The following is a 14,270-nucleotide window of genomic DNA, read 5'->3' on the forward strand; positions in this document are numbered from 1 at the left end:
ATAGACCTGTTTGATAACTTTGTTTTCGAACAGGTCGACGAGTTCAAAATCGTACAGTATAGAACGATTTTGAACATCGCATTTCAAGGTAACCTGTTCTGAAACGGAAGTTTCCGAACAGGTTTAGTATATCTATATAATACCGCTTGAAAGTCTGTTAGTGCAATATAACAGTAATTTTTTATAGATTTTTTTTATTTAAGCGATTGCATAAAGAGGAAATATGCCCGATAATACGATACGCCTTTATGTTGTTTTTTAACGCCCGTTCCGTCTTGGAAAGACAGCCGCCTTTAGGGGAACTGCCTGCCGATAAGGTGCTTTTTACCGATACGCTTAAGACGGCTTGGCCTGCAATGCTCGAATCTTTTTTAGCCGCTTTAATTACCTTCGCCGATACGGTTATGGTAGGGGCTCTCGGTTCCTATGCGATTGCCGCCGTCGGTCTTACCGCCCAACCGCGTTTTTTATGTTTGTCGATATTTCTTTCGATGAATATTGCGGTCGCTGCCTTGGTTGCACGCAGAAAGGGGGCGGAAAAACGAAGTGAAGCGAATCAGGTGTTGATACAGGCTCTCTGCCTTACCGCCGTTTTTTCGCTTTTAATAAGTGCGCCCGCCCTTATCTTTGCCGACTCCGTACTGCGCTTTGCAGGGAGCCGGGACGATACCCATGTTCAGGCGGTTATGTATTTCCGCATCATTGTCGGTTCTCTGATTGTGCAAACGCTTACCCTGGTTATAAATGCGGCCCAACGCGGTGCGGGGAATACAAAAACCGCTATGAAAAACAATCTCGTTTCAAACGCTTTGAATATTCTGTGTAATTACCTTTTAATAGAGGGCCGATTCGGGTTTCCGGCCCTTGGTGTTAAGGGGGCGGCCATAGCCTCGGTTATAGGCTTCAGCGCAGGACTTGTTTTAGCTTTAGCGTCGGTTTTAAAACCGGATTCCTATCTTTTTTTGTTTTACCGCAGTAATACGCTTCGTTTCCGCTCCGGCATTCTTTCGTCCCTGCACAAGGTTGCTTCGGGAGCTTTTATTGAACAGGTGTTTTTACGCATCGGCTTTTTTTTATATGCCGTAGCGGTAGCAAATTTGGGAACATCCGCCTTTGCCGCCCATCAAATCGGTATGAATATTATAGGTATTTCATTTGCCGTAGGCGACGGTTTGGGTGTGGCCGGCATCAGCCTCGTAGGACAAAATTTGGGACGGGGCAGATCAGATATTGCGAAGATATACGGCATCTTTTGCCAGCGTATCGGTCTTTTGTGCGCCCTCTGTATAGCAGCCTTTTATGCCGCCTCGGGAAGCGCCGTATACCGCCTTTTTTCTTCCGAGCCGCTTATTTTGGAATACGGGTCTCTTATCATGAAGATTATCGCGCTCATAGTTATTTTACAGGTTGCACAGGTAATTTGCGGCGGCTGTTTGCGCGGTGCCGGAGATACCCGTTATACGGCTTTGGTGTCTCTTATAAGCGTTGCGATTATTAGGCCGCTTTCCGCCTGGCTTTTCGTATATCCGCTGGGCTTCGGTCTTATAGGTGCCTGGCTCGGCTTAACTCTTGACCAATTTATGCGCTTTATTCTTACCTGGACACGCTTTAAGAGCGGTAAGTGGCAATCAATAGAGCTGTAGGTTTTTATAACTACCGAATGTGTATACGGTTTCTCATATTTAAAATAAAAAGCGCCCGCTCCGGAGTGAGAGACGGCGCCTTAACAGGCGGCATCTTAACAGATGGCACCTTAACAGGCGGCGTCCTGTCGGGCGGCGCGCTTTTTTACTGCAGCACGCATTGTGCAGCAAGGCTCTCTTATTTTTTGCCGGCTTGTACGAGGGTAACGGCCGAAGTGGTTACGATATCGTCAATCGAACAGCCGCGAGACAAATCGCTTATCGGAGAAGCAAAACCCTGCAAAATCGGACCGAATGCATCGGCTCCCGCCAAGCGCTGTACCAATTTATAGCCGATATTTCCCGCTCCCAAATCGGGGAAGATGAGGGTATTAACCTTACCGGTAATGGGGCTTCCCGGTGCCTTTTTTTCGGTAACCGAGGGAATAAGGGCGGCGTCGGCTTGAATTTCTCCGTCGAGGCAGAGGTTGGGAAAGCGCTCTTTTGCAATGCGTACGCCTTCCTGTACGCGAAGAACGTTTTCGTCTTTTCCGCCCGATCCCTTGGTACTGAACGACATCATGGCGACAACCGGTTCAACTCCGAGCATGGTTTTGCAGGATTCCGCGGCGGCGCCTGCTATATCGGCAAGCTGTTCGGATGTAGGAAGGGGAATAACGGCACAGTCGGAAAAAATCATAATACCGTCGGCACCCCATTTGGGATTGTGGGTATCCATCACAAAGCATGAAGAAGCCGTTTTCATGCCGGGGGCGGTTCCGATAATCGTAAGACCTGCGCGCAGTACATCGGCGGTGGCGGCAAGGGCTCCGGCTACGATGGCGTCGGCTTTGTTTTTGCGCACCATCATTGCGCCGAAACGCAGGGGATTTTTCATATCGATAGCGGCCTGTTCGCTTGTCATGCCTTTTTTTGCGCGCAGTTCGCAGTAGGTTGCGGCAAAGTCGGCGTGCCATTCGGAGGTTTCGGGGTCGATAATATCGATGCCGGCAAGCGATACGCCCCTTGCATCCGCGGCTTTTTTTATTTCGGCTTCATTTCCCAAAAGGGTAACGGACTTGGCCAGCTTTTCTTGTATGATTTGAGCTGCGGCCGCGATTGTGCGTTCTTCCGTTCCTTCAGGCAATACCAGCCTGTTTTGAAGCTCGGCGGCCTTTTTTTTCATTTCGTTTACAAAATCCATAGGGGCATCCTCTTTAGTATGTATTTAAGACCGGCACGGATTAATGAAGCATATATGCCGATCAATGTTTGCCTATATATAATAATGCTCCGGCGCGATTTATGCAAGGCTGCAATCGAAGCTTTTTATCCGAAGTTGCCGTTGACGGGTATCTTATGTTATACTGCGCTTATGGCAACAATCAAGGATATAGCCCGTTGTGCGGGAGTTTCTCAGGGTACGGTTTCAAACGTACTGAACGGAAAAGGCAATGTAAGCAGTGCCAAAATCCTGCTTGTACGGGAAGCGGCCAAAAAGCTCGGATATACCGCGAACGAAAAAGCCAAATTACTGCGCAAGGGACAAAGCAGGATTCTTTCGGTTATTTTGCCGAATTTCAGCGACCGCCATTATATTGATTTTTTGCATTCGTTTACCGTGTATGCAACTAACAGAGGTTTTGAGGTTACCCCTTTTTTTTCGCAAAACAATCCTGAAAGAGAATGTACGCTTATCGGTCAGTGTAAGTCGGCAATGACGGCAGGTATGGCAGTCTTTACGGCACTCGGAACAAACGCCCGCTGCGAATATGACGGGCAGGGATTTTTGCCTTATGAAATTTTATTTGTGGAACGTACGAATGAAAAAAATTTTATAGGATTTAACTATGAGTGTGCAGGTACCGATATGGCCGCCTATACAAAAAAAATCGGCGCAAAGAAAATTACGGTTGTTACCGGAAAATCGGAATTTCAAAATGACGCTTTTTATGCCGCCTTTTTAAAAGAAGCGGGTAAGGGTGCCGATATTAACCGGATTATTACCGACTATTACTCTCAATCGCTTCAAATCTTCGATGCGTTTAAAAACGGGGCTCCCGATGTTTTTGTCTGTTCCGATATGGGCCTTGCTCAGCTGTGTAAAAACATTTATAAAAATTTTTTTCCGTCCCTGCCTTGTTCGATAATTACGGTGTCGCCTTTATTTACGCTTCCTGAAAGCGATTTTTTGAAATATGAGTTAAATTATCATTATCTGGGGAAAAAAGCCGCCGAGCAATTGATTGACGGCATTGAAAAAAAACGTATCGGCCGTCTTATACTGAAAAATGACGGTTTTAGAAATTGGGATTTTGAGTTTATTCCGGCCGCAAAAAAGCCCGAAAAATTCAAACTCTTGCTTTTAGAAAGTCCGGCCGCTTATGCCGTTGAGTATCTTGCCCATAGGTATGCGTCCATGAGCGGTATCCGCATGGAAATAGACATTGAAAACTATGAGTATATCAATGCGATTATAGGCTCGAAAAAAGAAGCCGCCGCATATGACATTATCCGTATCGGAGCGGATATATTTTCATGGAATGCTCCGCGCGTTTTGCGTAATCTTGAAAGTATCGACTACGATGTGTCTCCCTTATTCAATTCGTTGATACGCGGAGTGGAAAAGCCGTTTTCAACGGTTGCTGGAAAACGCTATGCGGTTCCCATATCTCCGAGTCTTCAGCTTTTATTTTACAGAAAAGATTTATTTGAGGATACGATGCTTAAAAGACTCTACCGTGAGCAATACGGAGAGGATCTCGGATGTCCCCAAAGCTTTGAACAGTATAACAGGATTGCGTCTTTTTTTACGGCGTCGCAAAACGCTTCGTCTCCTACTCCTTACGGTACAACCGTTTCATTCGGTTCCTCGTCGGTATTGGCGGGTACCGAGTTTATGACACGCTATTTCAGTTACAGCCGAAGTCTTTTTCGCTCCGGACGCCCGCTTTTGGACAGCGATGCGGCCCGCTCGGCTGTGAGCGATATTCTTTCCTTAAAAAACTGCGCTCCGCCTCCTTTTACCTGGTGGACCGAGGCCGCCTCTTCCTTTGCCGAAGGACGGGCCGCAATGACTATTCTGTTTTCAAACTTTGCTACCGGTTTTTTTCGAAACTTTTCTCCGGTAACGCACAAAATCGGTTTTGCAGTGATTCCCGGAGGAAATCCGCTTTTAGGAGGCGGTTCCTTGGGTATTTGCGAAAGCTGTCCGCATCCTGAAGAAGCTTTGCAGTTTATTATGTGGCTTGTGCGTGAACCCGCTGCCGCCTGTCTTGCCCTTCTCGGCGGTAATCTGGTAACCGAAGAAACCGCTATGAATTACGAAGTAATCGATATGTATCCGTGGACCGAAATGCTGAGAAACGGTTTTGCCCGTACCCGCTGTAAAAGAAGTCCGGACAGCGGCGCCCCCTTTGATGATTATCGTTTTGTAAGCATGCTCGGTAAGACGGTATGCCGATGCTGGTACGACAACTGTTCTGCGGAAACAGCTCTCGGCGACTGTGCGGATTTTTACCGCATACATGCGGATGAATTTACTTATTCGATTTAAATAAATTGACACGTTTCAATTTATGTGCAATAATACCTGCGGAATATAAAGAGGTTGCAAAATCGATTGATAAACCTTTTTTCGGGAGAAAATTATGACCCCTGATGAATTTGCCGCTAAGGCTTTTCATGCTTACGATATACGCATTGATGCCGATGATTTAACTGAATATTTTGCCCTGCGTTTATATAAGGCGCAGGCACGGTATTTTAAAAACGTATTGCACAGTTCAAAAATAGTGCTTTGCCGCGATACGAGAAAAAGCGGTGCGCGCTTGTTGGAAGCTGCCCTTGATTTTTTTTGTAAAGCCGGTTTTCAAGTCGATGTAAACGTATTGCCGGTTTCAACCTGCCAGTTTTATTTCAGCTGTATGAAGCGTCCCGATTCCTGCGGTATTATGTTTACCGCCTCTCATAATCCGGCGCATTATGCCGGCTTGAAAATAGTCGGCCCGATGTGTTTACCTATTGCAGCCGATATAGGCCCGGAAGGCGGCTTAAGCGCGATAAAAAAAGCTTTTTTACAAGATGACAATCTCAGCGAAGAATGCGCCGGCGGCAGCGTTTGTGTTTTTAACGATGCGGAGTTATATATAGATTCATGTATGACACGGGCCGGAATAGGTGAGGGTTCTTTAAGCGGTATACGCGTATGTGCGGATTTTTTATGCGGAAGTGCCGGAAGCGAAATTGCGTGCGCTCTTAAAAAAGCCGGAGTTGAATTGACTGTCCGCAATATCGTTCCGGACGGTGATTTTCCTGCCGGTTCCCCCAATCCCGTTATAAAGGCGAATATTCAAAAAACACTCGATTTTATGTCGCGGCGCTCCGGTGCCTTTGATTTCGGTCTGTTTTTCGACGGCGACGGCGACCGTATAGATATATGTACGGACCGTGCCGAAGAGATTTCTCCTTCCCTAATTATGCTCTTTATTGCGGGAGCTTTGGGTTTGAGCGGCGAAAATGCACGCATAGGTATAGATTCAAAAGCCTCTCCCTACATTGCATGGGAGCTTAAAAAAGCGGGATTTGAACCCGTCCTTATTCCTAACGGACATTCAAAAATAAAAGATTTGTTTTTGCGCGCCGGTGTGCAGGCGGCCGTTGAAGAATCGGCTCACTATTATATTACTTCTTCGCTTTCTCCGCAAAAGATGCCGCGCCCCGTCGAAAGTACGCTTTTTATATGTTTGCTGTTTTTAAGCGAGTGGAAAAAAAATAAAGACGGATTTTTAAAGCTTTTGGAATTACAGCGCAATACTTACCGCAAACGCGAATGGTCACATTCTTATGCTTGCGATGCCGAGCGCAGTTTGACGCTTGAGGAAAGCGAAAGTTTTTTTTGCGATCGCGGTTATGAAGCGGTAAAAACGCTGTTTACGGGCGAGCCGCTGGGAGCCGTTTTGCTTGAAAAAAAATGGGACGGGGGTAATTGGTGCCGTATAGCACAGCGTTCAAGCGAAAGCGAACAGGGCCTTGCGCGCTGGATGGTTTCTTCTTCGGATAAGGGTGAACTTGATTTCGCCGCGGAAAATATTGAAAAAATCGCTCTAAAAAGAGCGAAATAAGGATTGGATATGGTAGAAATTAAAAACTTGGTAAAGCGGTATCCGTCGGGACAGGAAGCGCTTTCGGATGTATCTCTTACGATAAAAGACGATGAAGTAGTCGCTCTGATAGGTCCTTCGGGTGCCGGAAAAAGTACGCTTATAAGATGTATAAACCGGCTTATCGATCCTACCGGCGGCACCATCCTCGTTAACGGAAAAGATATGTGTGCTTTGAATCACAAAGACCTCAGATTGGCACGGCGTAAAATCGGAATGATTTTTCAGGAGTACGCCCTTGTCGACCGTTTAACCGTTATGGAAAACGTTCTTTCAGGTCAGCTCGGTTATGTAGGATTTTGGGCAAGCGTTACGCGGCGTTTTCCTGCCGCAACTGTTGAAAAAGCCTATACGCTGTTGGAACGTGTAGGTCTTGCCGATTACGTGGATAGTCGTGCCGATCAGCTTTCCGGAGGTCAGCGCCAGAGAGTCGGTATAGCACGCGCGTTGATTCAGCAGCCGGACTTGCTGCTTGTCGACGAGCCTACCGCCAGTCTCGATCCGAAAACCTCACGGCAGGTTATGCGCCTTATTATCGAACTTGTTCAGGAAAATAAATTGTCCTGTATAATCAATATTCACGATGTTATTCTTGCAAAACAGTTTTGTCAGCGTATTGTCGGTTTACAGGCCGGAAAAATCGTATATGACGGTTCAAGTGAAAATATGAACACGGAGGTATTGAATACGATTTACGGCGCCGAAGATTGGAATATTAAAAAGAAGGATACGGATGAAGACGATACCGACGAATCCATTTTTTCGCTCGGAGGAAACGCATGACCGGCGCCGCTTCAACTTTAAGAACGTGGAAAAAAAAGCCGCTGATAAAAAATCCCTTTTTACGCTGGGGACTTTTTATAGCGGTGATAGCCTATCTTATTATTTCCGGCTCGGCGATAAAGGTTGATCCGAACCGTATTGCCATGGGAGCAAGCAGAATAGGTAAACTTTTTTCCGGTTTTTTCCATCCGGACTTTGTGTCCCGCTATAAATATATTGTACAGGGAACCCTGGAAAGTCTTGCAATGACCCTTGCCGCATCTCTTACCAGTATGTTTTTAGCCATACCCTTTGCCCTGTGTGCATCGCGTAATTTGGTACCTAAATGGGTATATGCGGTGTTCCGCCTTATTTTAATGCTTATCCGCAGTTTGCATGTTGTGGTTATGAGCATTTTATTCGTTGTAATGTTCGGGTACGGTCCCTTAGCCGGGGTTGCAACCCTTATGCTCAACAGTATAGGCTTTATAGGAAAACTCTTGGCCGAAGATATAGAGAATATCAACGAAGAACAGCTTGAAGCGGTACGGGCAACGGGGGCAAACTGGTTTCAAACCGTTATATACGGCGTGTGGCCGCAAATTTCCACACGCTTTATAGGCCTTTCGATTTACCGCGCCGACATAAGTTTCAGACAGTCTACGATTATCGGTATTGTCGGTGCAGGAGGAATCGGTGCGGTTCTTGATACCGCTATGGGAAAATACGATTACAATACCGCCGGTGCCATACTGCTTGTTATCATTGTGCTGGTTCTTATTACCGAGTATATTTCAAGCTCCATCCGCAGGAGGATTGCATAATGCCTCTTATAAAAAAAGAAAATCAATTGCTTTGGAAAAAAAGATCGCCGAGTGAATCCCTGTCTTCCTATGCGTCCTGGCTGTTCGGCATTATCGTATTGCTCATCTCGGCAAAATATGTAAGCGACAGAACAACATGGGAATTTGTAGGGGATGCGTCGGTACAAATTAAAGACTTTGTTTCGCGTATGTTTCCGCCCGATGTCCGCTATTTCGGAAAGGTTATGCCCGCTTTATGGGATACGATTACCATTTCGGTGTTCGGAACGGGGATTGCCGTTATTATTTCTTTTTTCCTCGCTTTTCTTGCCGCAAAAAATACCACTCCGAACGCGGCTGTGCGTATGATAGTGTTGGTATTTATTGTCGCTTCCCGTTCCGTTAACAGTATGATCTGGGCTCTTATAATCGTTCAAATCGTAGGACCGGGCTTACTTGCAAGTATTATTGCCATTGCCGTACGTTCTTTGGGAATGGTTTCCAAGCTTTTATATGAAGCGATAGAAGAAATCAACCGTGAACCCATTGAAGCGATTACCGCTACCGGCGCGACGAGGATGCAGGTCTTTGTCTACGGTTTTTTACCCCAGGTTATGCCGACCTTTGTCGGAACCGCGGTCTACCGCTGGGAAAATAACATCAGGGAATCAACCGTTATCGGTATAGTCGGCGGAGGCGGTATCGGTTTACTGCTCAATTCGGCTATTAATAAGCTTGCCTGGAATCAGGTTTTGACGATATTAATTGTAATTTTTTGTACGGTCGTATTCGCCGAGTGGATTTCCGCAAAGGTAAGAAAATCCATTTCGTAGTAAAATCAATTCGACGGTACAAGGAGGGTAAAATGAAAAAATTATTAACGATTTTGATTGCCGCGCTGATGTGTGCATCCTTTGTGTTTGCACTCGGCTCCAAAGAACAGGGCTCGGCAACGGAAAAGAAGCAGTACGGAGAACTTGATCCGGTCTATGTCGACAAAAACGGCGATATGATTGCGGATGTGCCTGAAGATGCTTCTCAGCTGCTGGATCCGGACACGCTTATTTTTGCCTATGCTCCGGTGGAAGACCCGGCCGTATATGAGGAAGTGTTTGTAAACTTCCAAAAATATCTGGAAAAAAAGACGGGCAAAAAAGTAAAGTGGTTCGCCGTTACAAACTACGCAACGCAAATCGAAGCTATGCGTGCCGGCCGTTTGCACGTATCCGGCTTTGCCGCAGGTACCGTACAGGATGCCGTAAATACGGGCGGCTTTGTACCCTTTGCGGTTATGGGAACCGAAAAAGGTTTTGTCGGCTATCGTATGGCCATTATTGCCAACAAGTCTTCCGGTATTAAAACAATTGATGATTTAAAGGGTAAAAACGTTGCCTTTGTATCCGAAAGTTCAAACTCCGGTTACAGTGCACCGCGCGCCATTTTATATCAAAAGTTTAATATTTTACCGAACAAAGATTATAAGGTTTCTTTTTCGGGAAAACACGATAACTCCATTACCGGTGTTTATAACAACGACTATGATGCCGCGGCAATCGCCGATACGGTTATGCAGCGTATGATTGCAGGAGGCCGTGTACCCGCAGCCCAAGAATGGTGTACCTTTGTTTTTGAGTCGGATATCTTCCCGCCTACCGCTTGGGGTGTAAACCATAGAATCAAGCCCGAATTGCAGGCAAAAATCAAAGACGCCTTTCTTACCTACGATTGGAGCGGCTCGAAGCTTAAAGATACCTGGCCTGAAAACGACAGGTTTATTCCGGTGGATTATGCAAAAGATTATGCGCTTTTGCGTGAAATCCGTGCGGGCAGTAAAAAAGTTGCCGAACTTCTCGGTGAATAAAAAATAAAAAAAATCCCGGACTGTTTCAAAAACACATACGTTTTCGGCCGGCCCGGGGTTTTGAATCAGTGTAAAAAGGAAATAATGCAGGTAACCGTTTTGGGCCTCTCCGAAGGCATTCAGTCAGCCGATTCAGGCAATTCCAGTTTGCTCATTCAAACCGCTTCAACTTCCGTTCTTGTAGATGTATCGGGCAGTCCCTGTACCGAACTGCTGCGCCATAACACGGATCCGAATATGCTTGATGCCGTTATTTTAACGCATGCACATGTGGATCATATATATGCACTGCCTTCCTTACTACACAATTTATGGCTTCGTAAGCGGACAAAGCCTCTTTTTATTTTGGCAAATCCGCATACAATACAAAAAGCGCAGGAATTATGCGCTTTATTTTTGCTTCATACCAAAAAAGATATGATGCCTATCCGCTGGGGCCTGTGTGAAAATATCGGGAATATAAAAATTCTATCCTTTCCCCTGTCCCACCGTCCCCTTGTACCTACAAACGGCTTTGTTTTTGAAGCGGGAGGACGGCGCTGTTCTTATTTTCCGGACAACGCCGCACAAAAACCCTATCCTTTGTGTGCGGCCGATTCGGATTTGCTGATTCACGAAAGCAACGGTCTGGCCTGCGAGCAGCCGGGATTGGCTGAAGCCGGACATTCCAGTGCGCAAGATGCCGCAGAGGTTGCATCGGAACTTCGGGCAAAACGGTTAATGCTTATCCATGTGCCCGGGGATCTTAAAAAACGTGCGGCTATCCTGGCCGAAGCGCGTCTGGGCTTTTCCTCTGCAGAGCTTCCGGAAGCCGGCAAAACGTATACTCTGTAAGTGCCGATCTATCCTAATTTATCGTATTCCCGAATTTTTAAAATGCTTGCCTAAAATCTTCGAACCGATAAGAACACCGGCAAAACCGAAGACAAAGGTCGAAATAAGAATGATAACGCCTATACGGCCTGCACTTGCCGCAATCGACGCTTCGGCCTGTTCGGCGCTCATACCCATTTTGTCGATGCAAAAGTGCCTATAGTGGTCTACAAAAAACAGGATGGGAATAACCCCGCCGGATGCGCTTCCGGTACACATAAAACCGCTTGCGGCGGCTATTGTGTATTTATTTTTATACTTTCCCGTGAAGGCGACAATATCGCCGAGTGCCGCTCCGATAAACATACCGATGAGCCAGGGAAGATAACCCATGCCCAAAATTGCGACTATGAGAATCAATATACTTTGGCAAATAGTAAAGACACCGAATTTGGGGACTTTAATTGCCAAAAATAAATACACCGTACCGACAATTAAACCTGCAATGGCCGGAGAAAAAGCGTGTAACACCGGATTTATTGCCGCCGTCGTAAAACCGATGATAAAAAAAACGGCAATGTAGATGACGGCTATAATGCCTATTAAAACAAAATCCTTTGTTTTAAACCTGTTTGCCTTTTGCATAAAAAACTCCTTTTTATAAAGTTGAAAAACTATGTTCAAGCGTGCCGTCGTCGGCATCGAGCATTGAATCCCGTGTAATGCGTGTATTTTCCAATAAAACGATTCGGTTACATACGGTTGAAATGAATTCAAAATCGTGGGTAATGACGAGTACCGCCGATGTACGAGCGATTTCGCGTAAAAGAGAGCCCACTTTTTGCATATTGCCGTAATCGAGGCCGCTTGTAGGCTCGTCGAGGATGGTAACCGGGCAGCCGCGTACATAGGTTGCGGCGATAATGAGGCGCTGTTTTTGTCCCATTGAAAGCGAAAAAGGATGGGCGTCTTTACAGTTGTATAAATCGAGCTTTTTTAGAGCATCCGTAACTTTTTCTTTTATGTCCGGAATGCCGCCGCTGCCTATCAACAATTCGGAAAATACATCCGAGCCGAAAAGCTGGTATTCGACATCCTGCATAACAAAATTGGTTTGTTCAATGCGCTCTTTTTCCGAAACGATTTTTCCGTTTAACCGGATTGTTCCCGAATCGGGAACGTAAATGCCCGAAATAATCTTTGCAAGGGTTGTTTTCCCCGCCCCGTTTTTTCCCGTCAAGGCGGTAATTTCATTTTTGCGTAAACTTAAATCGATGCCGTTAAGAATTTCAGTTCCGTCGTTAAATGAAAACGAAATATCCGAAAGACGGCACACTTCATCGCCGTTTTGTTCCGCGCCCTTTTGCGCAAGGTCGTTCGTAGCGGCGGCCGCTTCGGCTGTCCGTTCGCAGGTTTTGCGGGCGGAGAAAAGCGGCTGTAACGGAAGAGTTCCGTCTTTAAAAAGATGTACACTGCGCAAACCGCGGGCGTTTAATTCAGCGTTTTTCAGCGCATTAAATTCCTGTGCACCGTATTCGGCGTCGATTTTTCCGTCTTTTATATATATCACCCTGTCGAACAAATCTTTCAGATAGTACAGGCGGTGTTCGGCTATGATGATTGTAAATCCTTTTTGTTTTAAAAGGGCGAGCACTTCGGACAAAATGCGTATAGAGTGAAAATCGAGATTGGAAGAAGGTTCGTCCAAAACAATGATGTTCGCCTGCAGGGTAAGGGCCGAAGCGATTGCAATTTTTTGTTTTTCGCCGTTCGATAAGTGTTCAAGTCTTTTAAATAACAGATTTTGTACTTGAAGCAGGGTACACACTTCGCTTATTCTGTCGATGATTTCGCTGCGAGCTGTGCCGTAATTTTCGCAGGCAAAGGCCAGTTCCGAAATAACGTCGTCGGTAAAAAATTGGCTTTTCGGCGATTGGAATACGGATCCCGCTTTGTGCGAGATTTTATCGATTGTCCAATCGTCTATGTTTTGTCCGTGAATGTATACGCCGCCGGAAAACCTTCCTTCAAAAAAACGGGGAATAAGACCGTTTATGCATTTTGTAAGGGTTGATTTTCCGCTTCCGCTTATTCCCGTAATCAATAAAAACTCGCCTTCGCAAATGCTGAGGGAAGCGTTTTTTAAACGGGCCGTGTCGGTTGTGCCCTCAAGGGCTTCGGTTTTTTCATACGAAAAACAAACGTTTTGCAATTCTGCGGCTTTTTTCATGCGGCAAAACTCCGTAAAAGATTCGAAATAACAAGGTCCAAGTTAAAAAGAACTGCCACAGTTACAAGGCCCAGAGAGCCGAGGGCGAACGCAGCGTCGAGTTTACCGAACTTTACGGCAAAAAGCTCGGTAGGCGCTTGAGCCGCTTCGGCTCCTTTTACCAAAGCTGCCGCACTCATATCTTCTGCGAGCGAAACGGCACGGAACAAAACGGGAACAAGGGCGTATTCGAGGCTTTGCATCGGATGCAAAAATACGCTTTTTACACCCAAGCCTATACCGCGCATTTTCATTCCGGTTGAAATAATCGCCGTTTCTTTTTTTATCGTAGGTAAAAAGCGTATTGCAACGGCAAAGCCGAGCATAAAACCTTTGGGAAGATGCATTTTGTTTAGGGCGCTGACCAGATTTTTTGTATCCACTTTGTTAAAAATAACGACGGCAACCATCATAAACGGAACAAACTTATGAACTCCCATGGAAATAATAAACAGAGCGTTTTTGATCGCCGGACTTAAAAAAGCACCGTACGATTTTAAAAAAAAGGGGATTAAAACGGCTGCCGCAAACACAAGGGTATATTTCCACAGTCTGCGCCGCATTTTAAAAAGAATCATAATCACGGACGAAATGCAAAATACAAGCACATTCGCCGTAACGGAAGGCGATATAAGCATAACCATTGAGAATACCACATTCAAACCCACAAGTGTCCGCGGGTCCAATACGCTGCGTTTTTGGGAAGTATAGTCTGCAATTTTTATTTTAAGCCGATCTGCGGTTAAGCCCGTCAAATCTTCACAGCCGGAATCCGAAGCGGCGCCTTCTTTTTTAGTCATAACTAACATATTAACGTTGGAAAAGAAGCGTGTCAATATATTTGATTTTTCCCGCTTTTTTCAGCTCGGAAATTTTTCGGCTGACGGTTACCCTCGATTTTCCCATCTTTGCCGCAAGCTGTTCATACGGTATTTCCGGATTTTCTCTCAGATGTTGTATTAACATTTACAGTATCTT

Annotated in this window: 13 protein-coding genes; 8 read left to right on the forward strand and 5 right to left on the reverse strand. The window is 45.8% G+C overall.

The window, feature by feature from the left end:
- Nucleotides 1-248: 248 nt before the first annotated feature.
- Nucleotides 249-1,643 carry an MATE family efflux transporter gene (locus tag V1L52_RS05525; protein ID WP_428771424.1) on the forward strand — a complete coding sequence of 465 codons (1,395 nt, stop codon included), beginning with the start codon at nt 249-251 and terminating at the stop codon, nt 1,641-1,643.
- A gap of 178 nt (nt 1,644-1,821) precedes the next feature.
- Here V1L52_RS05525 and pta read toward each other — a convergent pair whose 3' ends face one another.
- A complete protein-coding gene (gene pta / locus V1L52_RS05530; protein WP_428771426.1) occupies nt 1,822-2,826 on the reverse strand; it encodes a phosphate acetyltransferase in 1,005 nt (334 codons plus the stop codon).
- 171 nt (nt 2,827-2,997) lie between these two features.
- On the opposite strand from pta, the gene V1L52_RS05535 reads away from it, so the two are divergent.
- From V1L52_RS05535 to V1L52_RS05565, 7 genes are all read left to right on the forward strand, one after another.
- Nucleotides 2,998-5,178 carry an extracellular solute-binding protein gene (locus V1L52_RS05535; RefSeq protein WP_428771428.1) on the forward strand — a complete coding sequence of 727 codons (2,181 nt, stop codon included), beginning with the start codon at nt 2,998-3,000 and terminating at the stop codon, nt 5,176-5,178.
- 94 nt (nt 5,179-5,272) lie between these two features.
- A complete protein-coding gene (locus V1L52_RS05540) occupies nt 5,273-6,745 on the forward strand; it encodes a hypothetical protein (protein WP_428771430.1) in 1,473 nt (490 codons plus the stop codon).
- A gap of 9 nt (nt 6,746-6,754) precedes the next feature.
- Nucleotides 6,755-7,567 (forward strand): phosphonate ABC transporter ATP-binding protein, encoded by an 813-nt coding sequence (phnC, locus tag V1L52_RS05545; RefSeq protein WP_428771432.1) that lies wholly within the window; start codon nt 6,755-6,757, stop codon nt 7,565-7,567.
- Nucleotides 7,564-8,370, forward strand: a complete 807-nt coding sequence (gene phnE, locus V1L52_RS05550) for a phosphonate ABC transporter, permease protein PhnE (RefSeq protein ID WP_428771434.1) — start codon at nt 7,564-7,566, stop codon at nt 8,368-8,370. The genes phnC and phnE (V1L52_RS05550) overlap by 4 nt, the downstream gene beginning before the upstream one ends.
- The gene (phnE, locus tag V1L52_RS05555) at nt 8,370-9,182 is read left to right on the forward strand and encodes a phosphonate ABC transporter, permease protein PhnE (RefSeq protein ID WP_428771436.1); all 813 of its coding nucleotides are present in this window, start codon (nt 8,370-8,372) and stop codon (nt 9,180-9,182) included. The genes phnE (V1L52_RS05550) and phnE (V1L52_RS05555) overlap by 1 nt, the downstream gene beginning before the upstream one ends.
- A 32-nt stretch (nt 9,183-9,214) precedes the next feature.
- A complete protein-coding gene (gene phnD / locus V1L52_RS05560; RefSeq protein ID WP_428771439.1) occupies nt 9,215-10,210 on the forward strand; it encodes a phosphate/phosphite/phosphonate ABC transporter substrate-binding protein in 996 nt (331 codons plus the stop codon).
- Between the two features lie 84 nt (nt 10,211-10,294).
- The gene (locus V1L52_RS05565; protein ID WP_428771441.1) at nt 10,295-11,044 is read left to right on the forward strand and encodes an MBL fold metallo-hydrolase; all 750 of its coding nucleotides are present in this window, start codon (nt 10,295-10,297) and stop codon (nt 11,042-11,044) included.
- Nucleotides 11,045-11,062: 18 nt separating this feature from the next.
- Here V1L52_RS05565 and V1L52_RS05570 read toward each other — a convergent pair whose 3' ends face one another.
- The 4 genes from V1L52_RS05570 to V1L52_RS05585 are packed head-to-tail and all read right to left on the reverse strand — an operon-like array spanning nt 11,063 to nt 14,258.
- Nucleotides 11,063-11,668 (reverse strand): MptD family putative ECF transporter S component, encoded by a 606-nt coding sequence (locus V1L52_RS05570; protein ID WP_428771443.1) that lies wholly within the window; start codon nt 11,666-11,668, stop codon nt 11,063-11,065.
- A 13-nt stretch (nt 11,669-11,681) separates the two neighbouring features.
- On the reverse strand, nt 11,682-13,253 hold the full coding sequence (locus V1L52_RS05575; RefSeq protein WP_428771445.1) for an ABC transporter ATP-binding protein: 1,572 nt from the start codon (nt 13,251-13,253) through the stop codon (nt 11,682-11,684).
- A complete protein-coding gene (locus tag V1L52_RS05580; RefSeq protein ID WP_428771447.1) occupies nt 13,250-14,092 on the reverse strand; it encodes an energy-coupling factor transporter transmembrane component T in 843 nt (280 codons plus the stop codon). The genes V1L52_RS05575 and V1L52_RS05580 overlap by 4 nt, the downstream gene beginning before the upstream one ends.
- A 10-nt stretch (nt 14,093-14,102) precedes the next feature.
- Nucleotides 14,103-14,258: a winged helix-turn-helix transcriptional regulator gene (locus tag V1L52_RS05585; protein WP_428771449.1), complete on the reverse strand. Its 156-nt coding sequence runs from the start codon at nt 14,256-14,258 to the stop codon at nt 14,103-14,105.
- Between the last annotated feature and the right edge of the window lie 12 nt (nt 14,259-14,270).

This window comes from Treponema sp. HNW, from assembly GCF_050320395.1.
Classification (GTDB): Bacteria; Spirochaetota; Spirochaetia; order Treponematales; family Treponemataceae; genus Treponema_C.